Consider the following 20,967-nt stretch of genomic DNA (forward strand, 5'->3'; position numbering starts at 1 on the left):
GACCCGCCGAATCGACCTTGGCGTTCTACAGTTGGCCCATGACGACGGCACGACTTTCGGCGTGGGCGGTGGCGGGCATCCCGGAGGTGACCGCCGGCGACGACCTGACCCTGCTCATCGGCGACGCACTCGCCGCATCCGCCCCCGACGACCAGCCGCAGGCAGGCGACATCGTCGTCGTGACCAGCAAGATCGTCTCGAAGGCGGAGGGCCGCTTCGTGCGGGCGGATGATCGTGAGCAGGCGATCACGGATGAGACGGTGCGCGTCGTGGCGACCCGTGTCACGGGCGACCACGTCACCCGCATCGTCGAGAACCGCCTCGGCATCGTCGGCGCCGCAGCGGGCGTGGATGCAAGCAATACCCCCGAAGGCACGGTACTGCTGCTGCCGCTCGACCCGGATGCGTCCGCACGCACGATCTGCGCGGCGCTCCGGGAGCGTTTCGGTGTCGACGTCGGCGTGATCGTGACCGACACTCTTGGTCGCGCCTGGCGACTCGGCCAGACCGACGTCGCGATCGGGGCCGCGGGTGTGCTGGTCACCGACGACCTGCGGGGGTCGGCGGATGCGCATGGCCGGCCCCTCGGGGTGACCCAGCCGGTCGTCGCGGACGAGATCGCCGCCCTGACCGACCTTGTGAAGGGCAAGGCGAACGGGCTCCCGGTCGCCGTGGTGCGCGGACTCGGCCGCTACGTCACGGGTCTCGACGCTCCGGGTGCGCGAACGCTGGTGCGTACAGGCCCCATGGACATGTTCCGTTTGGGCACCGACGAGGCGCTCGCCGAGGGTTACGCACGCGGTTTCGAGGCGGGGCGGGCATCCGAGGCTGGACGGGCATCCGAGTGAGGCGCTGGACGGTGGTCGTGCCGTTCAAAGGCGCGGCGGATGCGAAGAGCCGGCTTTCCGGATCGCTGGACGATCCTGAGCGCGCTGCGATCGCGCTCGCGTTCCTGGTCGACACCGTCAGCGCCGTGCGAAGGGTGCCCGCCGTATCGTGCGTGGTCGTGGTCTCGAACCAGCCGGGGCTCGCCGCGGATCTCGCGGTCGGTCAGGCGACTGACCGCACCGACGTGCGGACGCTGGTCGTCGCCGATCCCGGTGGAGGCATCAACGTTGCCGTCGCATCCGGTCTCGCGCACGCTCGTGAGGCGGCCCCCGAGGCGTTCACAGCAGCCATCACCGGCGACCTCGCCGCCCTCCGCCCGGCTGACCTCGCACAAGCGTTCGCGCTTGCCGAAGCGGCTGCCACGAGCACAGGTGCACAGGTTCTGAACACGCGCACAGGTTCCAACACGGGCAGGAGTTCAGAACCTGTGCACGCGCAGCTCTCGTTCGTCCCCGACCGCGAGGGCTCCGGAACCACGATGGTCGCGTTCGCGCCGGGAGCCCACGCCCCGACGCACTTCGGCATCGGGTCGGCCGCAGCGCACACGTCCGCGGGCTATCTCGCGCTGGCGGTGCCGGCCGGGTCGTCGCTGCGGCTCGACATCGACGACGCCGACGATCTCGAGCGGGCACGGCTGCTCGGTCTCGGAGACGCCACGCGCGCCGTTCTGGAGCAGCGGGTCAGGCCGCGTTCATCCGATCCCGCCACGCGACCAGCTGACGCGCCTGGCGCAGGTCGAGGTCGAGCCCGCTGATCCCCAGCGTGAAGAGGCGAGCGCCGAGCGCGTGTTGCGCTTCGATGGGCTCGAGCGCACCGAGCGTGCCGTCGTGGGTGCGCCGCACGCCTGTCGAGATCTCGATCTCGGACATGTCGCGGTCGACGCGGTGACACCACTCCTGAAGCACGCCGAGCTTGCGTTCCAGGGTCTCGACATCGCTGAAGCTGTGCCAGATGTCGGCGTGCCGGGCGACGATCCGCAGCGTCTTCTTCTCGCCTCCACCGCCGATGAGCACGGGGATCGGGCGCGTCGGCGCCGGATTCAGGGTCGCCCACCTCGACTCGATCCGTGGAAGCGCTTCGGCGAGCGCGTCGAGCCTCGTGCCGGGCGTGCCGAACGGGTAGCCGTATTCGACGTAGTCGAGTTCTTTCCAGCCGGCGCCGATTCCGAGGATGAGTCGCCCGGCGTCACCGCCGCGCGCGCTGATGTGGTCGACCGTGCGGGCCATGTCTGCGAGCAGGTCCGGGTTCCGGTACGAGTTGCAGGTGACGAGGGCACCGATCTGGATCCGGCTGGTCTGCTCGGCCCAGGCAGCCAGCATCGTCCAGCATTCGAAGTGGGCGCCGTCCGGGTCGCCCGACAGCGGATAGAAGTGGTCCCAGTTGAAGGCGATGTCGGCACCGAGGTCTTCGATGGCGGCAACGGTGTCGCGAAGCTGGGCATAGGTCGCGTGTTGCGGTGCGAGCTGCACGCCGATGCGAACGGGGCGGTCGGTCATAGTGTTCCTCCGATGTTCTGGACGGTCGGTCGGTCGAGGGCAATGGGGTGGGTGGCGCGGGCAGCGCGGAGCGCGTGGGCGGCGATGGCGGCCGTGGCGGGCACATCGTGCATCCAGAGCGGGTGAGCGGATGCGCGGATTCCGGCCGCCTCCAGGTCTGGGATCAGTCCGGCATCCGTCTCGTCGACGAGCCAGGCGTCGAGGATGCCGCCGTCGGCCCGCGAACCGTAGTAGCGGCCGACGCCGAGGGCGGTCGATTCGACCCCGACGATGTCGAGGCACCGGTCGGCCATGCCGCGCACGACGCTGCCGCCGATGATCGGCGACACCCCGACCACCCGTGCGTCGGTGTCACGCAGCGCAGCGCGCACACCGGGGACGGCGAGGATCGTTCCGACCGAGACGACCGGATTCGACGGCGGGATGATCACGACGTCGGCATCACGGATCGCCTCCAGCACGCCGGGGGCGGCCTGCGCCTGCTCCAGCCCGACCTGCACGAACTCGCTGGCTGCGGCTGCGGCGCGGTAGCGCACCCACCACTCCTCGAAGTGGATGAGGTCGCCCGCCCGATGTTCGTCGATGTCGGCTGCGAGCCGCACGTGCGTCTCGACGGGGTCGTCGCTCATCGGAAGTAACCGGGCACCCGGGCGCCACCGTTGCGCCAGGACCTCCGTGGCCTCGCTCAGCGTTCGGCCGGAGCGGAGCAGGTCGGTGCGCACGATGTGGGTGCCGAGGTCGAGGTCGCCGAGAGTGAACCAGTCCCAGCCGGCGCCGTAGGCCGCGATCTCGCCGGACGTGCGCCGCGTCTCGTCGGCGCGGCCCCATCCCTGTTCTTCGGAGATGCCGCCGCCGAGCGTGTACATGACCGTGTCGAGGTCGGGGCAGATGCGCAGGCCGGTCAGCCACATGTCGTCGCCGGTGTTGACGACCACAGTGACCGGCACCGTGGAGGCCTCGCCGCCCGCGGACGGATGCTCCGCGGCGAGGTGCGCGAGCAGTCCCCGGGTGAAGCGGGCACCACCGACCCCGCCGGCCAGCACCGTGATCCCGGTCATTGCGCGAACGCCGAGCCGTGCCGCTCGCGCAGGCGCGGCAGGATCTCCGCGCCGTACAGCTCGATGAACCGTTCCTGGTCGGGGCCCGGACCGTGGAACACGAGATGCCGGAAGCCGAGAGCGATGTACTCCTCGATGCGGTCGACGTGCTCGTCCGGGTCGGTCCCGACGATCCAGCGCGAGGCCACCCGCTCGATCGGCAGCGCGTCGGCCAGCTGCTGCATCTCGCGGGGGTCGTCGACGCTCATCTTCTCTTGGGGCGTGAGCGCGAGAGGTGCCCAGTGGCGGGTGTCCTGCAGGGCACGCTCGGGGTCGGTGTCGAAGGAGACCTTCATCTCGATGAGCGTGTCCACGTCATCCCGCGCGCGGCCGGCCTTCCCGATGCCGTCCTCGAGCGCCGGCAGGAGCGTATCCGTATAGAGGGTGCGCTCCTTGCCCGACGTGGTGATGTAGCCGGCGGCGATTCGGCCGGCGAGCCGGGTCGCGGCCGGACCGGATGCTCCGATATAGATGGGCACGGCGGCGTCCGGCTTGTCGTAGATCGTCGCGTTGGCGGTGCGGTAGAAGTCACCGGCGAACGTCACGCCGTCTTCTGTCCACAGCTTCTGGATGAGCGTCACGGCCTCTTTGAGGCGCGCGAACCGTTCCTTGACTTCGGGCCATTCGATGCCGAGCACGACCTCGTTGAGCGCCTCGCCAGTGCCGACACCGAGAACGACCCGGCCCGGAAACAGCGAGCCGAGCGTCGCGAAGGCCTGGGCGACGACGGCCGGGTGGTAGCGGAAGGACGGCGTCAGCACCGAGGTGCCGATCAGGATGCGCTCGGTGCTCGCGCCGAGCGCGCCGAGCCACGGGATCGCTGCGGGCGCGTGACCGCCCTCGTGGACGAACGGCTGGAAATGGTCGGAGACGAACACCGAGTCGAAGCCCGCCTTTTCGGCCAGCACTCCGAATCTCAGCAGGTCGCTGGGGCCGAACTGCTCAGCGGAGGCCTTGTAGCCGAGGCGCAGGGGAATGGGCACGGTCGTTCTCCTCAGTTCGTGGTCATTCGGATGGGCGGGGCCGGGATGGGCGAGGAAGGGGCCGGCGCATACGGGGCAAGCGAGAAGGGGTTCAGTGAAAACGTGCCGTTGCGTTCGCGGAAGGTGTGCGCGTAGCCGGGCCAGAGCAGGGTGAGCCTTCCGGTCCGTCCGTCGCGGTACCAGCTCTCGCAGCCACCGGTCATCCACACTGTCGAGGAGGCGAGCTCATCGATCAGCGCGGTGTACTCGTCTTCGGCCTGACGGCTCACATCGAGCACGAGGTCGGCGTCGGCCTCGAGGTGATCGAGCGCGCCGAGGACGTAGTCGAGCTGCGTCTCGATCATGTAGATCGCCGAGTTGTGGCCGAGTCCGGCGTTCGGGCCGTTGACGACGAACAGGTTCGGGAAGCCGCTGACGACCGTCGACGCGTACGCGGTCATGCCGCCGCCCCAGTGCCGGGCCAGCAGTTCGCTGTCGACGCCGCGGACGATGCGGGCATACGGCTGCTGGGCCGCGTGGAATCCGGTCGCGAAGATCACGGCATCGACGTCGTGTCGCGCACCGTTGGCGGTGATGAGGGTGTTGCCGTCGATCGCTTCGAGCGCCGACGACTCGACCGTGACCGTCGGGCGGGTCAGCGCCGGGTAGTACTCGTTCGAGATGAGCACCCGTTTGCAGCCGATCTCGTAGTGCGGGGTGAGCTTCGCGCGCAGCCCGGGGTCGGGCACCTGCGCTGCGAGGTTGCCGAGCGCACGCCGTCGAGCCGACTCGACCGCATCCGGCACCCCTGCGCGCTGGGCGTAGGCCTCTTCGGCGGTCCAGAAGAGCGTCGACCGAAGGCGCTCCAGCTCCTCGGGGTCGCGCTCGAACTGCGCCTGCTCGGCTTCGCTGTAGTGATGTTCCTCGCGCGGGATGACGTAGGGCGCGCTGCGTTGCAGGACCACCAGTTCGCTCGCGATCTCCGCGACCCGTGGCACGAGTTGGATGGCCGAGGCCCCGGACCCGATCACCGCCACGCGCTTGCCACGCAGTTCGGCGTCGTGGTCCCAGCGGGCCGAATGGAACATCGGACCCCGGAAGGTGTCGAGCCCCGGCACGTCGGGGATGCGCGGTTCGGTCAGCCTGCCGCAGGCGAGAACGAGGGCCCTGGCGGTGAACTCACCGCGGCTCGTGTGGAGCGCCCAGCGCGAACGCGACGCGTCCCAGGTCATGGCGTCGACATCCGTGCCCAGCCGCAGGTGAGCGCCGAGTCCCTCCTCATCGGCACCGGCGACGAGGTAGTCGCGGATCTCCGCGCCTTCCGAGAAGAACGACGACCACCGCGGGTTCGGCCGGAACGACCACGAGTACAGGTGCGAGGGCACGTCGCAGGCGACCCCGGGGTAGGTGTTGTCCCGCCAGGTGCCGCCGACCGCATTGGCGCGCTCGAAGATGAGGAACGAGCTCACGCCGAGACGCTTCAGGCGGATCCCGAGCCCGAGCCCCGCGAACCCCGCGCCGACGATCGCGACATCGACCTCGGTCATGCGCGGGCCACCCGCTTGCGTTCATCCGTCGGATCGCCGTAGGTCGTCGTGCGCTGGCGCACGGGCCGCGAGAGCGAGCGCGCGATCCGGTCGACGTCGGCCGGCAGAAGCTCATGCCCGTGCTCGACTCCGGCTTCGGGCAGGACGCGACCGTCGAGGAGGGTGCCGCCCAGGTCGTCGGCGCCGCTCTGGAGCATCAGCGCGGCCTCCGCGAACCCGAGACGCGTCCACGGCGCCTGGATGTGGTCGATGTGCCCATGCAGCATGAGGCGGGCGACCGCGTGAACGCGGCGGTGGCTGTCTGACTCCTGTCCGGCGGACTCCCGTCCTGCGGGACCGGCGTGGCCGATCGCGGGCATCGGCACGAACTCGGTGAAGCCGCCCGTCGAATCCTGGAGCTCGATCAGCCGGCGCAGATGCCCGACCCGGTCGGCAGCGGACTCGCCGTTGCCGTAGACCATGACCGATGTCGATCGGAATCCTGCGCGGTGCGCGGCCGTGACGATCGAGATCCAGCGGTCGACCGGGAGGTCGCCGGGCGCGACCCGGAGCCGCACCGCATCGTCGAGGATCTTGACGCCCGTGCCCGGCACGGTGTCGACGCCCGCGTCGCGCAGGGCCGCGAGGTAGTCGACGTCGTCGAGGCCGAGGCGCGCGGCGCCGTCGGCGATGTCGGCCGGCCGGAACGCGTGCAGGTGCAGCTCGGGGCGCGTGGCCTTCACGACGCGGGCCAGTCGCAGGGAGGAGTCGGCGGGCAGAGCATCCGGGATCACGCCCTGCACGCAGAGCTCGGTCGCGCCGAGCGCCCACGCGTCGTCGACTATTTCGGTCAGCGTCTCGAAGGTGAGGGCCGAGCGGTCGGGCGCGTCGCCGTGTGTGACCGGGCTCAGGTTGGTCGAGGTGACGTTGCGGTTGACGACGAAGCTGATCGCCTCGCCGACCGTGTAGCGGCGCAGGTCGTTCGCGAGCCCTGCGAGCGCGTCGAGGTCGTCGCCCTCAGCGCCCATCAACTCTGCGTAGTCGCGATCGCTGAGCGCCCCGGGAGACGACGCGGCACGCGACAGCGCCGACCTCACCGCCGACGTGTGAACCGCGACCCCCCTGTTCGCTGATCCGTTCGCCGAAGAACGACCTTCGGGTCGATCTGAAGGTCGGAGTCTGGCGAATGGATGCACAGAGCGGGAGATCAGGGATCCAGCGGGCTCGTCGGCGAGCATGGTCGACGGGTCGGCTAGGGCATCGACCCGTGGACGCACGGCTTCGTCGATCCACTGCGCGGCATCCCGGACGTACGGCGGATGCACGGTGAGCCGTTCAGTCAGCCGGAAGCCCTCGCGCCGGGTGAGCTCGGCCAGCTCCACGATCTGCGGCCACGGGCGTTCCGGGTTCACATGGTCGGCGGTCAGCGGGCTCACACCGCCCCAGTCGTCGGCCCCGGCACGCAGGAGCAGGCCGAGCTCGCTCGCATCCGACAGATTCGGCGGCACCTGGATGCGCGCATCCGCCCCCATCACCAGACGCGCGGCCGCCACGGTCGCCGCGTACTCACGGACGCCGAGGTCGTCGTCGTTCTGCATCGCCGTCGCCGGCTTGGAACGGAAGTTCTGCACGATCACCTCCTGGAGGTGACCGAAGCGGTCCTGGATGTCGCGCAGGGCCACCAGCGATTCCGCGCGTTCGCGAGCCGTCTCGCCGATTCCGACCAGGATGCCCGTGGTCAGCGGCACGCGCGCCCGCCCGGCGTCTTCGAGCACCTGCAGACGCACCGCGGGGTCCTTGTCGGGCGAGCCGAAATGCACCTCGCCCTTCTCCGCCCAGAGCCGGTACGACGTCGTCTCGAGCATCATCCCCATCGACGGGGCCACCGGGCGGAGCCAGGCCAGCTCCTCAGCGGTCATCACGCCCGGGTTCAGGTGCGGGAGCAGCCCCGTCTCGTCGAGCACGAGCTGCGCCATCTCCCGCACGTAGTGCAGCGTCGACTCGTAGCCGTGCTCATCGAGCCAGGCGCGCGCGACAGGCCACCGGTCCTCCGGACGGTCGCCGAGCGTGAACAGCGCTTCCTTGCACCCCATCGAGGCGCCGAGCCGGGCGACATCGAGGATCTGCTCGGCCGACATGTACGGCGGCTTGCCCTTGAGCGCGAGCTTGCCGGGGGTGTCGACGAAGATGCAGTAGTGGCAGCGATCGCGGCACAGGGTCGTGATCGGCAGGAACACTTTCTTCGAAAAGGTGATCACGCCGGGGCGGCCCGCACGGGCCAGCCCCTCGTCGCGCAGGCGGGCGGATGCATCGAGCAGGCGCTCGAGGTCCGCACCGGTCGCGAGCACCAGGGTCTCAGCATCATCGACCGTGAGCTGGTCGCCGCTGAGGGCGCGCTCGATCACGGTCTGGAGATCCACTGCGAGCTGCCCGCGATCCATTGCGTCAGGGTACCTCTCGAACATGTCGAATGCGTTGCTCGATTTCGCACATCCCTACCATTGCCTTCGCGAGTCCGAGGCAGTAGTCATAGAGAACATCAGCGAAGTGTTCCAACCCTCCCGGAGGCAGCACATGGCAATCGTTCGAGCAGCAATCACCCAGACGACGTGGACGGGCGACAAAGAGTCCATGCTCGCCAAGCATGAGAAGTTCGCGCGGGATGCTGCTGCGGACGGCGCGCAGGTGATCTGCTTCCAGGAACTGTTCTACGGGCCGTACTTCGGCATCACCGAGGATGCGAAGTACTACGCCTACGCGGAACCTGCCGACGGCCCGATCGTGCAGCGGTTCGCCGCGCTCGCGAAAGAGCTGCACCTCGTGATGATCCTTCCCATCTACGAAGAGGACATGCCGGGGGTTTACTACAACACCGCAGTCGTGGTCGACGCTGACGGCTCGATCCTCGGCAAGTACCGCAAACATCACCTGCCGAACCTCGACAAGTTCTGGGAGAAGTTCTACTTCCGCCCCGGCAACCTCGGCTACCCGGTATTCAAGACCGCGGTCGGCCCCATCGGCGTCTACATCTGCTACGACCGGCACTTCCCCGAAGGCTGGCGCGAGCTGGGGCTGAACGGGGCCGAGATCGTCTTCAACCCGAACGCGACGAAGCCTGGCCTGTCGAACCGCCTCTGGGAGCTCGAGCAGCCCGCGGCCGCAGCGGCCAACGGCTACTTCGTCGCCGCCCCGAACCGCGTGGGCAGAGAGGACAACGAGTACGGCGACCTCGCGGTCACGTTCTACGGCATGAGCCAGTTCGTCGACCCGCAGGGAAACGTCATCGGTGGGTACGGGAGCGGCGAGCACGAGGAGGTCGTCATCCGCGACCTCGACCTCGACCTGGTGCGCGAGGTGCGCAACGCCTGGCAGTTCTACCGCGACCGCCGCCCCGAGTCCTACACCTCGATCCCGAAACCCTGAGAACCGCGAAGGAGCGCTCCATGACCACCACACTCATCACCGGCGGCACCGTGGTCTCGGCCACGGGTCGCGGCCTCGCCGACGTTCTCATCGACGGCGAGACGATCGCCGCCGTGCTGCAGCCGGGTTCCGTGCTGCTCGGAACGGACCTGGCCGCATCCGTCGACCGCGTGATCGACGCGACCAGCCGCTATGTCATCCCCGGCGGCATCGACGCCCACACCCACTTCGAGCTGCCGTTCGGCGGCACCGAGGCGAGCGACACCTTCGAGTCCGGCACCAGGGCCGCCGCCTGGGGCGGCACCACGTCGGTCATCGACTTCGCCGTGCAGACGTACGGCACGCGCATCCAGGACGGCCTCGCCACGTGGCACGACAAGGCCACCGGCAACTGCGCGATCGACTACGGCTTCCACCAGATCGTCGGCGACGTGACCGAGGACTCGCTCGCCGCGCTCCGCTCGCTGCCCGACGAGGGCATCACCAGTTTCAAGCTGTTCATGGCCTACCCGGGCGTCTTCTACTCCGACGACGCCCAGATCCTGAAGGCGATGCAGGTCTCGCGCGACACCGGGATGCTCACCATGATGCATGCCGAGAACGGGCCGGCCATCGACGTGCTCGCCGCCCAGCTCGTCGAGCAGGGCAAGACCGACCCCTACTATCACGGCATTGCGCGGGCCTGGCAGATGGAGGAGGAGGCGACCCACCGGGCGATCATGCTCGCGAACCTCACCGGCGCCCCGCTCTACATCGTGCACGTGAGCGCGAAGCAGGCCGTCGAACAGGTCGCCTGGGCACGCGACAAGGGCCAGAACGTCTACGGCGAGACCTGCCCGCAGTACCTCTATCTGTCGCTCGAAGACCAGCTCGGTGCCTCAAGCCCGGAATGGGGCCACTTCGAGGGAGCGAAATGGGTCTGCTCGACGCCGCTGCGCTCCCGGGAAGAAGGTCACCAGGACTCGATGTGGCAGGCGCTGCGCACCAACGACCTGCAGATGGTGTCGACCGACCACTGCCCCTTCTGCATGAAGGACCAGAAGGAGCTCGGCCGCGGAGACTTCCGCAAGATCCCGAACGGCATCGGCTCGCTCGAGCACCGCATGGACCTGATGTACCAGGGCGTGGTCACCGGTGAGCTGACGCTCGAACGCTGGGTGGAGCTCACGAGCACGACCCCGGCCCGCATGTTCGGACTCTACGGTCAGAAGGGCGTCATCCAGCCCGGGGCCGACGCCGACATCGTGCTCTACGATCCCAACGGCCACACGAGCATCGGAATCGGCGACGGCAAGACGCACCACATGAACATGGACTACTCGGCATGGGAGGGCTTCGAGATCGACGGACATGTCGACACGGTGCTGAGCCGCGGAAAAGTCGTCGTCGACGACAACCAGTACCTCGGAACGAAAGGCGACGGGCGCTTCCTCAAGCGCGGCCTGTCGCAGTACCTGGTCTAGGCGCGCGCGATGGACTTCGGCGCAGTACTCCAGACCAATCCGCCCGCCTCGCGTACCATCCACCTGGCCAGACTCGCCGAACAGTACGGCTTCAGCCACGTGTGGACCTTCGACTCGCACCTGCTCTGGCAGGAACCGTATGTGATCTACAGCCAGATCCTCGCCGAGACCCGGCGCATCATGGTCGGGCCGATGGTGACCAACCCGGCGACCCGCGACTGGACCGTGACGGCATCCGTTTTCGCGACCCTCAACGAGATGTACGGCAACCGCACGATCGTCGGCATCGGGCGCGGCGATTCAGCGGTGCGCGTGATCAACGGCGCCCCGACGACGCTGGCCGAATTGCGCGAGGCGATCCACGTCATCCGCGAACTCGGCAACAGTCGGCCGGTCGACTACAAAGGGTCGACGCTGCAGTTCCCGTGGAGCAAAGGATCCGAGCTGGAGGTCTGGGTCGCGGCCTACGGACCGCTCGCCCTGAAGCTGGCCGGCGAGGTCGGCGACGGGTTCATCCTGCAGCTCGCCGACCTCCACATCGCGGAATGGATGATCGGCACCGTGCGGCAGGCGGCCGAGCGCGCGGGCCGCGACCCGCAGGCGGTGAAGTTCTGCGTGGCGGCCCCGATGTACATCGGCGACGACTGGGAGCACATGCGCGAGCAGTGCCGGTGGTTCGGCGGGATGGTCGGAAACCATGTCGCCGACATCGTCGCCAAGTACGGGACGGGCGGGGCGGTGCCGAAAGCGCTCACCGACTACATCGCCGGACGCGAAGGCTACGACTACAACGAGCACGGCCGGGCCGGCAACACCCACACCGAGTTCGTGCCCGACGAGATCGTCGACCGGTTCTGCATCCTCGGAACGGCGGACGATCACATCGCGAAGCTGAAACAGCTCGCCGAGCTCGGCGTCGACCAGTTCGCCGGCTACCTGCAGCACGACAACAAAGAGGAGACCCTTCGCGTGTACGGCGAGACGGTCATCCCGGCGCTCACCGAGCACGTGAAGGCGAAAGGCTGACCATGAACGCACCATTCGATGAAGGGTTCCCTGATCCCGCAGACGGAGACCTCGCCCAGCAGCTCGACCGCGCCCACGTCTTCCACTCCTGGTCGGCGCAGGGTCCGTTCACCGGCCTCGCGATCGCGGGCGGAAGCGGCACCACGGTCTGGGACTTCGACGGACGCCGGTACCTGGACTTCGCCAGCCAGCTCGTCAACGTGAACATCGGCCACCAGCATCCGGCCGTCGTCGCCGCGATCCGCGAGCAGGCCGAGATCCTGACCACCATCGCACCCGCCACCGTGAACCTGACCCGCGGCGAGGCGGCGAAACGCATCGTCGCGCACGCGCCCGACGGCTTCAACAAAGTGTTCTTCACCAACGGTGGGGCGGATGCGAACGAGAACGCGATCCGCATGGCCCGCCTCCACACGGGGCGCGACAAAGTGCTCTCGACGTATCGGTCGTACCACGGCAACACCGGCGCGGCCATCGTCGCGACCGGTGACTGGCGTCGCGTGCCGAACGAGTTCGCACGCGGTCACGTGCACTTCTTCGGGCCGTATCTCTACCGCAGCGAGTTCTGGGCGCAGACCCCCGAGCAGGAATCGGAGCGCGCGATGACCCACCTGCGCCGGGTGATCGAGAGCGAAGGGCCGGCGACGATCGCCGCCATCGTGCTCGAGACGATCCCAGGCACCGCGGGCATCCTGGTGCCGCCGCCCGGCTACCTCGCCGGAGTGCGTGCGCTCGCCGACCAGCACGGCATCCTCGTCATCCTCGACGAGGTCATGGCCGGTTTCGGTCGCACCGGGCGCTGGTTCGCGTTCGACGGCTACGACATCCGCCCCGACCTCATCACCTTCGCCAAGGGCGTGAACTCCGGCTACATTCCGGTCGGCGGGGTGGTGATCCCCGACGAGATCGCAAGCGACTTCGACGAGCGGGTCTTCCCGGGCGGCCTCACCTACAGCGGGCATCCTCTGGCGATGGCCTCGATCGTCGCGGCGCTTGATGCGATGGAGACCGAGGGGATCGTCACCCACGCGGCGGAGATCGGGTCGGATGTGATCGGCCCGGCCCTCGCGGAGCTGGCATCCGCGCATCCACTCGTCGGCGAGGTGCGCGGTGAAGGCGTGTTCTGGGCGATCGAGCTGGTCGCCGACCGCGGGACCCGCGAACCGGTGTCGGCTGCGACGATGGGGCGCATCAAAGCCGGGCTACTCGAACGCGGTGTCATCCCGTTCATCCAGGACAACCGCATCCACGTCGTGCCGCCGTGCGTCGTCACCGCCGACGAGGTCGCCCAGGCGATGACCGCGTACGACGAGGTACTCACATCGATCGAAAGGGTCGGGCAATGACCGACATCATCAACCACTGGATCGACGGCCGCGAGGCCGCCGGCGTCTCCACCCGCACGCAGCCCGTCTACGACCCGGCGCTCGGCACCACGACGAAGGATGTGCGGCTCGGCAACGCGGCCGACGTCGACACGGCCGTCGCGGCCGCTCTCGCCGCCTTCGCCGAGTGGGGCGGCTCATCATGGGCGAGGCGCCAGAGCGTGCTCTTCACCTTCCGCGAGCTGCTGAACGCCCGCAAGGAAGAGCTCGCACAGATCCTCACCGCCGAACACGGCAAGGTCCTGTCGGATGCGCTCGGCGAGATCGCACGCGGGCTCGAAGTCGTCGACTTCGCGACAGGCATCGCGCACCTGGCGAAAGGCGAGTACTCGGAGAACGTGTCCACCGGGGTCGACGTCTATTCGCTGCGCCAGCCGCTCGGGGTCGTGGGCATCATCAGCCCGTTCAACTTTCCGGCGATGGTGCCGATGTGGTTCTTCCCGATCGCGATCGCGGCCGGCAACACCGTCGTGCTGAAGCCGAGCGAGAAAGACCCCTCGGCGTCGGTCTGGCTGGCGAAGCTGATGCAGGAGGCGGGGCTGCCCGACGGCGTGCTCAACGTCGTGCACGGCGACAAGGAGTCCGTCGACGCGCTTCTCACCCACCCCGACGTGCAGTCGATCTCGTTCGTCGGGTCGACCCCGATCGCCCGCTATGTCTACGAGACCGCCACCGCGGCCGGCAAGAGGGTGCAGGCGCTCGGCGGGGCGAAGAACCACATGCTGGTGCTACCGGATGCGGACCTCGACCTGGTCGCGGATTCGGCCGTGAACGCCGGCTTCGGGTCCGCGGGCGAGCGGTGCATGGCGATCAGCGTCGTTCTGGCGGTTGACACGATCGCGGATGAACTGGTCTCGAAGATCACGAAGCGGATGGCCGGGCTGACCACCGGTGACGGACGCCGCTCCTGCGACATGGGACCCCTGATCACCGAGGCGCACCGCGACAAGGTCGCGGGTTACATCGACATCGCCGCCGAGGACGGGGCCACAGTCGTCGTCGACGGGCGCGATGTCGTGGCCGACGGGGCGGCCGAAGGCTTCTGGCTCGGCCCGACCCTCATCGACAACGTTTCGACCGGGTCGCGGGTCTACATCGACGAGATCTTCGGCCCGGTGCTCTCGGTCGTGCGGGTTTCGGGGTATGCCGAGGGGCTCGGCATCATCAACGCCAGCCGGTATGGCAACGGGACCGCGATCTTCACCAACGACGGCGGCGCCGCCCGCCGGTTCCAGCGCGAGGTGCAGGTCGGGATGATCGGAATCAACGTGCCCATCCCGGTGCCAGTGGCGTACCACTCGTTCGGCGGCTGGAAGGACTCGCTCTTCGGCGACGCCAAGGCGTACGGCCCGCACGGGGTCGACTTCTTCACCCGCGAGAAGGCGGTCACCTCCCGCTGGCTCGACCCCAGCCACGGCGGCATCAACCTGGGCTTCCCGCGCAACGCGTAATCCTCGGACCGGTCTCGCGTCGAGTTGAGGCAAATCCGCGTCTGCGACTCACTCGGAGCGGGATTTGCCTCATCTCGATGAGCCCGGGGCCCAAGGCCAGGGACTCAGGGGCGCAGCGGGCGGTACGTGATGTGCGTGACCAGGGATGTTGCGCGAACCGAGACGCGTTCGAGGCGCTGCGGGGGCACACCGTCGAAGACCCGCTCGCCCGCGCCGACGATGCTCGGCGTGATGTGCAGGCGAAGCTCGTCGAGGAGGCCGGCCGCCAGAAACTGGTTGACCGTCCCGGCGCCGCCGGCGACGGAGATGCCCTGCTCGCCGGCTTCGGCACGCGCCCGCTCGAGCGCGGCCTCGATCCCGTCGGTCACGAAGTGGAAGGTCGTGCCACCCTCCATCTCGATCGGGTCCTGCGGGTAATGGGTGAGCACGAAGACAGCGTTGTGGTACGGCGGATTGGGCCCCCACCAGCCGCGCCAGTCGCGATCCCACTCGCCGCGGACAGGACCGAACATGTTGCGGCCCATGATGGTCGCCCCGGATTCGACGATCGCGTCGACTTCCGCCTTGTTCTCGTCGTAGGCGTCGAACATCCAGCCGGTGAGCCAGCTCTGGTCGACGTCGCCGAACGGTTCCTCCTCCCGCTGGTTGAGGCCGGCTGCGAAGCCGTCCGCTGAGACTGCGAGGTCGCTGAAGACGATACCCATCGTGGAGTCCTAACTGGTCGTGAGGCGTGACTGATCAGCACGGTACTCCTACGCCGACGGACGATGGCCGCCAATTCGGGGAACAACCGCGCGCGACCGTTAGGCTCCCGGCATGGCGATCACGATCTCCTCCGGCCCCATCGAGGGCGCGTCGTCCGGCGGCGTCGACCGCTACCTGGGCATCCCGTACGCGGCCGCCCCCGTCGGCGCCCTGCGCTTCGCGGGCCCGATGCCGCACCCGCGGTGGACGGAGCTCCGCGACGCCACCGCATGGGGCCCGACCGCACCGCAGGCGCCGTACAGCGGCGGACTCGAGACGCTGCTGCCGAGCGTCGACATTCCGGGAGACGAGTACCTCAATCTGAACGTGTGGGCACCGGCCGGGGCGAGCGACCTGCCCGTCATGGTCTGGGTGCACGGCGGGGCACTCGTGCACGGCGCGAACGCTCTCGACATCTACGACGGCACCGCGTTCGCCCGCGACGGGGTCGTCTTCGTGGCGATCAACTACCGGCTGGGCGCTGAGGGCTTCTCGGTCATCGGGGGCGCTCCGCTCAACCTCGGGCTCCTGGATGTGGTCGCCGCCCTGCGTTGGGTGAAAGCCGAGATCAGCGCGTTCGGCGGCGACCCCTCGCGGGTGACTGTCGCCGGTGAATCGGCGGGCGCGATCCTGCTCGGCACCCTTCTGGCGAACTGCGAGGTGAACAGCGAGGTCGACGGACTGTTCGCCCGCATGATCCTGCAGAGCGGCCTGCCCACGGCCGCGCCTCGGGCCACAGCCGCGAAGATCTCCCGGCTGATGGCGAAGCGCCTGCGGATCCCGGCGTCCCGTGCCACCTTTTCCGCGGTAGACGCATCCGATCTCGTCGCCGCCCAGCGGGCAGTGACTGCCGGGTCCACTCCCATCACCGGCGGCCCATCCTTCTCGATCGCGATCGGCGACGATCTGGTGCCGGCCGACCCGGGTCGCGCTGTCATGGCGGGCGCCGGGGACAGCATCCCCCTGCTCGTCGGCTCGAACACCGAGGAGTACCGGCTGTGGTTCGTGCCGACAGGTCTCATGTCGAAAATCACCGCGACCCTGTTCGCGGCCGCGCGCGTCAGGTTCCGCATCTCCCGGCGCATCCTCGACGTGTACAAGGCCGCGCGCCCTGGCGCGTCGCGCGGCGAACTGTTCGGCGTGCTCGCGACCGACATCATCCTGCGGCTTCCGTTGAACAGAATCGCGGATGCACGACTCAGCCGGGGAGCCGAGACCTACGTCTACGAGTTCGGCTGGTCGAGCCCGGTGCAGGAGCTGGGCGCCGCTCACGCGATGGAGATCGGGTTCGTGTTCGATCGACTGGACTCCCCTGACGCCACCGCGATGGCGGGGACGGATGCGCCCCAGCAGCTCGCGGACGACATGCATTCCGCCTGGGTCCGCTTCGTGAAGACAGGCGACCCCGGATGGGAGAAATGGAGTTCCAGGCGGCCGGTGCAGACCTTCGACGCACCTGCATCCCGCCTCGCCTATGCGCCTCACGAGACTGAGCGCGCCGCCTGGAGGTGAGAGGGTGAGGCGCCGAATGACCAGGCCAGGTCAGAGACGAGCCGCGCGACGCTGGAGGTAGCGCCGCTCCGGCGAGCTGAGCGTGGCGCGCGCGGCAGCCCGGTACGCGTCGCGCGCGGCGGCGCTGTCACCGGCCAGCTCGAACAGGTGGGCCCGGACTGCAGTGAGACGGTAGTGCCCGGCGATGGCCGGGTCGGTCGCGAGCTCATCGAGCAGCCGAAGAGCGGCAGGCGCCCCTTCGACCATCCCGACCGCGATCGCCCGGTTCAGCTTCACCATCGGGTTCGAGACCATGTGGTCGAGGAGGCTGTACAGGTGCAGGATCTCCTCCCAGTCCGTGGTGTCGGTCGTGGTGGACTCGTCATGGATGGCCGCGATCGCCGCCTGGACCAGGTATGGCCCGGCGGTGGACGTCTTCAGTGCCGTCACGAGCAGTTGTGTGCCCTCGGTGATCGCGGCGCGGTTCCACAGTGAGCGATCCTGCTCGTCGAGAGGAACGAGATCCCCCGTGGGCGTCGTCCTGGCCGGTCGTCGTGCGTCGGTCAGGAGCATCAGGCAGAGGAGGCCGACCGTCTCGCCGTCGTCGGGCACGATGCGCACCAGCTGTCTCGTCAGCCGGATCGCCTCGGTCGACAGGTCCACACGGGTCAGGTCGTCTCCGGTGGTCGCCGTGTACCCCTCGTTGAACATCAGGTAGAGCACCCGTCTGACGGCGTCGAGCCGCTCGCGCCGTCGGGCCGGGGCGACCTCGCCGAACTCCGCCCCCGCTGCCGTGATCGTCTGCTTGGCCCGGCTGATGCGCTGAGCCATGGTGGCTTCCGGCACCAGGTAGGCCCTGGCCACTTCGGCGGTGGTCAGGCCTCCGAGAGCTCGGAGCGTCAGCGCGATCTGCGACGAGACCGACAGCGACTCATGACAGCACAGGAACAGGAGGTCGAGAGTGTCGTCGGCGGCGTCGTCGGCGCTCGGTTCGTCGGCCCATCCGGTCGGCTCGACGACGGCGACGGCGTAATCGCGTTCCCTGCCGCGACGCGCGGCCTCACTCCGGATGATGTCGATCAGCCGATTGGATGCCACGGTGTACAGCCACGCGGCGGGGTGGTCGGGAACCCCCTGCTCCGCCCAGAGCGTCGTGGCTTTGACCAAGGCATCCTGCACCGCGTCTTCGGCGATGTCGAACTGCCGGTAACGGTGCACGAGACGCCCGAGGGTCTGCGGCGCGAGCTCGCGCAGCAGACCCTCGATCGACGCCGAGTCGTTCAGAATTCCGCCGCCTTCTCGAACGCGACGGGGCGCACTTCGATCGCCAGGCCTTCGATCTTCGCGTCGGGGATCAGGGTCGCCAGCTCGAGCGCGCGCTCCTTCGAGTCGACGTCGACCAGGTAGAAGCCGCCGAGGAATTCCTTCGCCTCGAGGAACGGCCCGTCGTGCACCTGCGGCACGCCGCCCGTGCTGCGGACGACAGCGCTGGCAGAAGGGTCGCCGAGCGCCTGGGTCAGGATGAACTCGCCCGACGCCGTGATCGCGTCCATGAACTCGCCATGCCCGGCTCCGATCGCGTCCATCTGCTCGGCGCTGAGCGCATCCAGCACCTCGCGGTCGACCTGCATCATCAGGAGGTATTTCATGATTCTTCTCTTCTCTGTCTCGTGATCAATCGTGCCCGAGTGGCGCGATCGATGGGTAGACGTAGTCGAGCCCCGTATCTCGACATGGGGCTCGTCAGAACTTCCAGCTTGCTCAAAGACGGCTGCGTATTCTGAAAGCGGGCGATGAATGCCATGGTGGCTCGCCCGAGTCAGGAGACCGACCATGCCGTCCACCGCCACGTCCACACTGCTCTCTGCCGGACCCGTCCTCTTCGCCCCCGACGTCTCCGCCGACGGCGTCGCAGTGCTCTTCGCCGCCGATGTCGCTCGCGCAACCATCTTCGCCTTCGAGCTTCCGGCAGAAGCGCCGGCTGCCGAGGCAGCCGAGGTGCGGGTCGACCGGCTGGGAGCGAAAGTCGCCTCCCTGCTCGGAGTCGAGCGAGAGGATGCGGTCATCCGGGGCATGGCCGTGCATCCCGTCTCGCATGCGGTATACCTGTCGATCGCTCGTGGCCGCGGGCCGGAGGCGGGCCCTGTGGTCGTTCGAGCCGGCACGGATGGTCAGCTGAGCATCGTCGAACTCGACGACCTGCCGGTCACCTCCTTCGAGCTCGACGATGCCCCGGCGGCTGACGACGACCGACTGGACTACTGGCTCGACGGCAATGAGTCGACGTCGCAGCCGAGGGAGATCCACGGCGTGACGCTGAACATCGCGATGGTTCCGGTGCAGCGTTCGACGATCACCGACCTCGCGTGGGTCGACGGGACGCTGTTCGTCGCGGGCTTGAGCAATGAGGAGTTCAGCTCGCGCCTGCGCCAGGTCGCGTACCCGTTCGACGGATCGGCGACCGGGACGTCGGTCGAGATCTTCCACGTCGATCACGGCAAATACGAGACGCAGTCGCCGATTCGCGCCCTCACCTCGTTCGCTGGCGGTTCGAGCATCCTCGCCACCTACACCTGCACGCCTGTGGTGCAGTTCTCGCTCGGCGAATTGCGCGGGGAGGGCCTGGTTCGGGGCCGCACAGTCGCCGAGCTGGGACCGATGAACCAGCCGTTCAGCCTGGTCTCCTATGACCGCGACGGAGAGGAGTTCCTGCTCGTCTCCAACACGCGGCATCCGTTGCTGAAGATTCCGGCGGCCTCCGTCGCCGGCCAGGATTCGCTGGCGGTGCCCGCATCCGACCCGGATGCGTCTCACGGGGTCCCGCGCGAGAGCCTCGAACACACGGGCGTCACGTGGATGGCGAACCTCGACCGGGAAAGTGTGGTCGTCGTTCAGCACGACGGCGACGACACCCACCTCCGCACCCTTCGCTCGGCCGAGCTCTGACGCACATCCGGGCGGAATGGCGTAACGGAACCGCCTGCGTTCGCGGTCCCGGTCTTCCGGATGCGCTTGCGCTCGTTCCCGTCGGCGCGCTCGACCTCGGATCGAATCTTGTCGCGACAGCCGGAACGTGGGAGCGCTCGGGCGACACCGCCCGATTCACGCCTCGGTTCGGCGCCGTGCCCGGGACCGAGTATGCGGTCGTCGGGCGGCGGGATGAACGGGAAGCGTGGCGCGAACTGACGCGGGTGAGCGTTCCCGGCGCCGATTTCGAGCCGCGCACAGTTGTCGAAACGATCGACCCGACCGTCGCGAGTGTGCCTGCGAACCTGCTGCGTTTCTCAGTGACATTCTCGTCGGTGATGGACGAAGGATCGGCAGCGGGCCACGTTCACCTGCTCGACGAGACAGATGCAGTCATACCGGGCACCCTCTTGGAGATGCCGCCCGAGCTCTGGGATCGGGGCCGTCGGCGGCTCACCGTCCTGCTGGAACCCGGGCGCATCAAGCGCGGCCTTCAACCGCACGTGCAGGCGGGCGCGCCGCTCCGCGAGGGGAGCACGATCACCGTCGCCGTCGATGCAGGCCTCCGCGACGCCGAGGGTGCGCAGCTGCGCGTCGGCGCACGTCGCACCTATCGCGTCGGAGCGGCTGTGCGATCGCGCATCGACCCGGCCCGGTGGGACGTGCAGTGGCCGGGGGGTCGCTCGAATCGCCTGGTCGCGCGTTTCGATCGACCGCTCGATCGCGCTCTGGTTCAGCGATGTCTTCACGTGGTCGACGAGCACGGGGATCCGGTGCCCGGCCGCGCGTCGCTCGATCAGGGTGCGCTGGTGTGGGATTTCACGCCGACGTCGGGCGGCGAGGACTGGAGGCTTCGTGTCGACACGCGACTGGAGGATCTGGCGGGCAATTCGGTGCGGCGGGTGTTCGACCGCGACCTGCGGCGCACAGCTGACGACGGCATCGAAGCCCCGGAGATCTTCTTGACGCCCACCGGCGACATGGTCGCAGGTTCTGACTGACAGCCGTCCCATCGGCCGTTCGCCCGCTGTTCACCGTCCCGTTCACT

At 68.6% G+C, this 20,967-nt stretch carries 18 protein-coding genes; 10 read left to right on the forward strand and 8 right to left on the reverse strand.

Features of this window, described 5'->3' with window-relative positions; translation table 11 throughout:
* Positions 1–38: 38 nt before the first annotated feature.
* Entirely contained in the window at positions 39–848 is an 810-nt protein-coding gene (gene cofE, locus AAYO93_RS17460; RefSeq protein ID WP_345762444.1) for a coenzyme F420-0:L-glutamate ligase, read from the forward strand.
* On the forward strand, positions 845–1,642 hold the full coding sequence (locus AAYO93_RS17465; RefSeq protein WP_345762445.1) for a hypothetical protein: 798 nt from the start codon (positions 845–847) through the stop codon (positions 1,640–1,642). Before cofE ends, AAYO93_RS17465 begins: the two co-directional genes overlap by 4 nt.
* On the opposite strand, the gene AAYO93_RS17470 is transcribed toward AAYO93_RS17465, so the two are convergent.
* From AAYO93_RS17470 to cofG, 5 genes are read right to left on the reverse strand one after another with little or no spacing between them, the layout of a single operon-like run.
* Positions 1,569–2,384, reverse strand: coding sequence for an LLM class F420-dependent oxidoreductase (locus AAYO93_RS17470; protein WP_345762446.1), 816 nt, complete (start codon positions 2,382–2,384; stop codon positions 1,569–1,571). The genes AAYO93_RS17465 and AAYO93_RS17470 overlap by 74 nt on opposite strands.
* Positions 2,381–3,442, reverse strand: coding sequence for a 2-phospho-L-lactate transferase (cofD, locus tag AAYO93_RS17475; RefSeq protein ID WP_345762447.1), 1,062 nt, complete (start codon positions 3,440–3,442; stop codon positions 2,381–2,383). Before cofD ends, AAYO93_RS17470 begins: the two co-directional genes overlap by 4 nt.
* Positions 3,439–4,464 carry a glucose-6-phosphate dehydrogenase (coenzyme-F420) gene (gene fgd, locus AAYO93_RS17480; RefSeq protein WP_345762448.1) on the reverse strand — a complete coding sequence of 342 codons (1,026 nt, stop codon included), beginning with the start codon at positions 4,462–4,464 and terminating at the stop codon, positions 3,439–3,441. The genes cofD and fgd overlap by 4 nt, the downstream gene beginning before the upstream one ends.
* An 11-nt stretch (positions 4,465–4,475) precedes the next feature.
* Positions 4,476–5,990 carry a flavin-containing monooxygenase gene (locus AAYO93_RS17485; RefSeq protein ID WP_345762449.1) on the reverse strand — a complete coding sequence of 505 codons (1,515 nt, stop codon included), beginning with the start codon at positions 5,988–5,990 and terminating at the stop codon, positions 4,476–4,478.
* Entirely contained in the window at positions 5,987–8,410 is a 2,424-nt protein-coding gene (cofG, locus tag AAYO93_RS17490) for a 7,8-didemethyl-8-hydroxy-5-deazariboflavin synthase CofG (RefSeq protein WP_345762450.1), read from the reverse strand. The genes AAYO93_RS17485 and cofG overlap by 4 nt, the downstream gene beginning before the upstream one ends.
* 133 nt (positions 8,411–8,543) lie before the next feature.
* On the opposite strand from cofG, the gene AAYO93_RS17495 reads away from it, so the two are divergent.
* The 5 genes from AAYO93_RS17495 to AAYO93_RS17515 are packed head-to-tail and all read left to right on the forward strand — an operon-like array spanning position 8,544 to position 14,717.
* Positions 8,544–9,392: a nitrilase-related carbon-nitrogen hydrolase gene (locus AAYO93_RS17495; RefSeq protein WP_345762451.1), complete on the forward strand. Its 849-nt coding sequence runs from the start codon at positions 8,544–8,546 to the stop codon at positions 9,390–9,392.
* Between the two features lie 20 nt (positions 9,393–9,412).
* Positions 9,413–10,855: a dihydropyrimidinase gene (hydA, locus tag AAYO93_RS17500; protein WP_345762453.1), complete on the forward strand. Its 1,443-nt coding sequence runs from the start codon at positions 9,413–9,415 to the stop codon at positions 10,853–10,855.
* 9 nt (positions 10,856–10,864) lie between these two features.
* Entirely contained in the window at positions 10,865–11,881 is a 1,017-nt protein-coding gene (locus tag AAYO93_RS17505) for a TIGR03842 family LLM class F420-dependent oxidoreductase (RefSeq protein ID WP_345762454.1), read from the forward strand.
* 2 nt (positions 11,882–11,883) lie between these two features.
* The gene (locus tag AAYO93_RS17510) at positions 11,884–13,227 is read left to right on the forward strand and encodes an aspartate aminotransferase family protein (RefSeq protein WP_345762455.1); all 1,344 of its coding nucleotides are present in this window, start codon (positions 11,884–11,886) and stop codon (positions 13,225–13,227) included.
* Entirely contained in the window at positions 13,224–14,717 is a 1,494-nt protein-coding gene (locus AAYO93_RS17515; RefSeq protein ID WP_345762456.1) for a CoA-acylating methylmalonate-semialdehyde dehydrogenase, read from the forward strand. The genes AAYO93_RS17510 and AAYO93_RS17515 overlap by 4 nt, the downstream gene beginning before the upstream one ends.
* 104 nt (positions 14,718–14,821) lie before the next feature.
* Here AAYO93_RS17515 and AAYO93_RS17520 read toward each other — a convergent pair whose 3' ends face one another.
* Positions 14,822–15,421 (reverse strand): dihydrofolate reductase family protein, encoded by a 600-nt coding sequence (locus tag AAYO93_RS17520; RefSeq protein WP_345762457.1) that lies wholly within the window; start codon positions 15,419–15,421, stop codon positions 14,822–14,824.
* 112 nt (positions 15,422–15,533) lie between these two features.
* Between AAYO93_RS17520 and AAYO93_RS17525 the strand changes: the two genes are divergently transcribed.
* The gene (locus AAYO93_RS17525; RefSeq protein WP_345762458.1) at positions 15,534–16,973 is read left to right on the forward strand and encodes a carboxylesterase/lipase family protein; all 1,440 of its coding nucleotides are present in this window, start codon (positions 15,534–15,536) and stop codon (positions 16,971–16,973) included.
* A 30-nt stretch (positions 16,974–17,003) separates the two neighbouring features.
* On the opposite strand, the gene AAYO93_RS17530 is transcribed toward AAYO93_RS17525, so the two are convergent.
* Both AAYO93_RS17530 and AAYO93_RS17535 read right to left on the reverse strand, forming a co-directional pair.
* Positions 17,004–18,239: an RNA polymerase sigma factor gene (locus AAYO93_RS17530; protein WP_345764915.1), complete on the reverse strand. Its 1,236-nt coding sequence runs from the start codon at positions 18,237–18,239 to the stop codon at positions 17,004–17,006.
* Positions 18,233–18,601 (reverse strand): YciI family protein, encoded by a 369-nt coding sequence (locus tag AAYO93_RS17535; protein WP_345762460.1) that lies wholly within the window; start codon positions 18,599–18,601, stop codon positions 18,233–18,235. The genes AAYO93_RS17530 and AAYO93_RS17535 overlap by 7 nt, the downstream gene beginning before the upstream one ends.
* A gap of 184 nt (positions 18,602–18,785) precedes the next feature.
* Between AAYO93_RS17535 and AAYO93_RS17540 the strand changes: the two genes are divergently transcribed.
* Complete coding sequence (locus AAYO93_RS17540) at positions 18,786–19,898, forward strand: hypothetical protein (RefSeq protein WP_345762461.1); 1,113 nt, start codon at positions 18,786–18,788, stop codon at positions 19,896–19,898.
* A gap of 176 nt (positions 19,899–20,074) precedes the next feature.
* A complete protein-coding gene (locus AAYO93_RS17545; RefSeq protein ID WP_345762462.1) occupies positions 20,075–20,920 on the forward strand; it encodes a hypothetical protein in 846 nt (281 codons plus the stop codon).
* Positions 20,921–20,967: the final 47 nt, after the last annotated feature.

It is taken from the genome of Diaminobutyricibacter sp. McL0608, assembly GCF_039613825.1.
In the GTDB taxonomy this organism is placed as follows: Bacteria; Actinomycetota; Actinomycetes; order Actinomycetales; family Microbacteriaceae; genus Diaminobutyricibacter.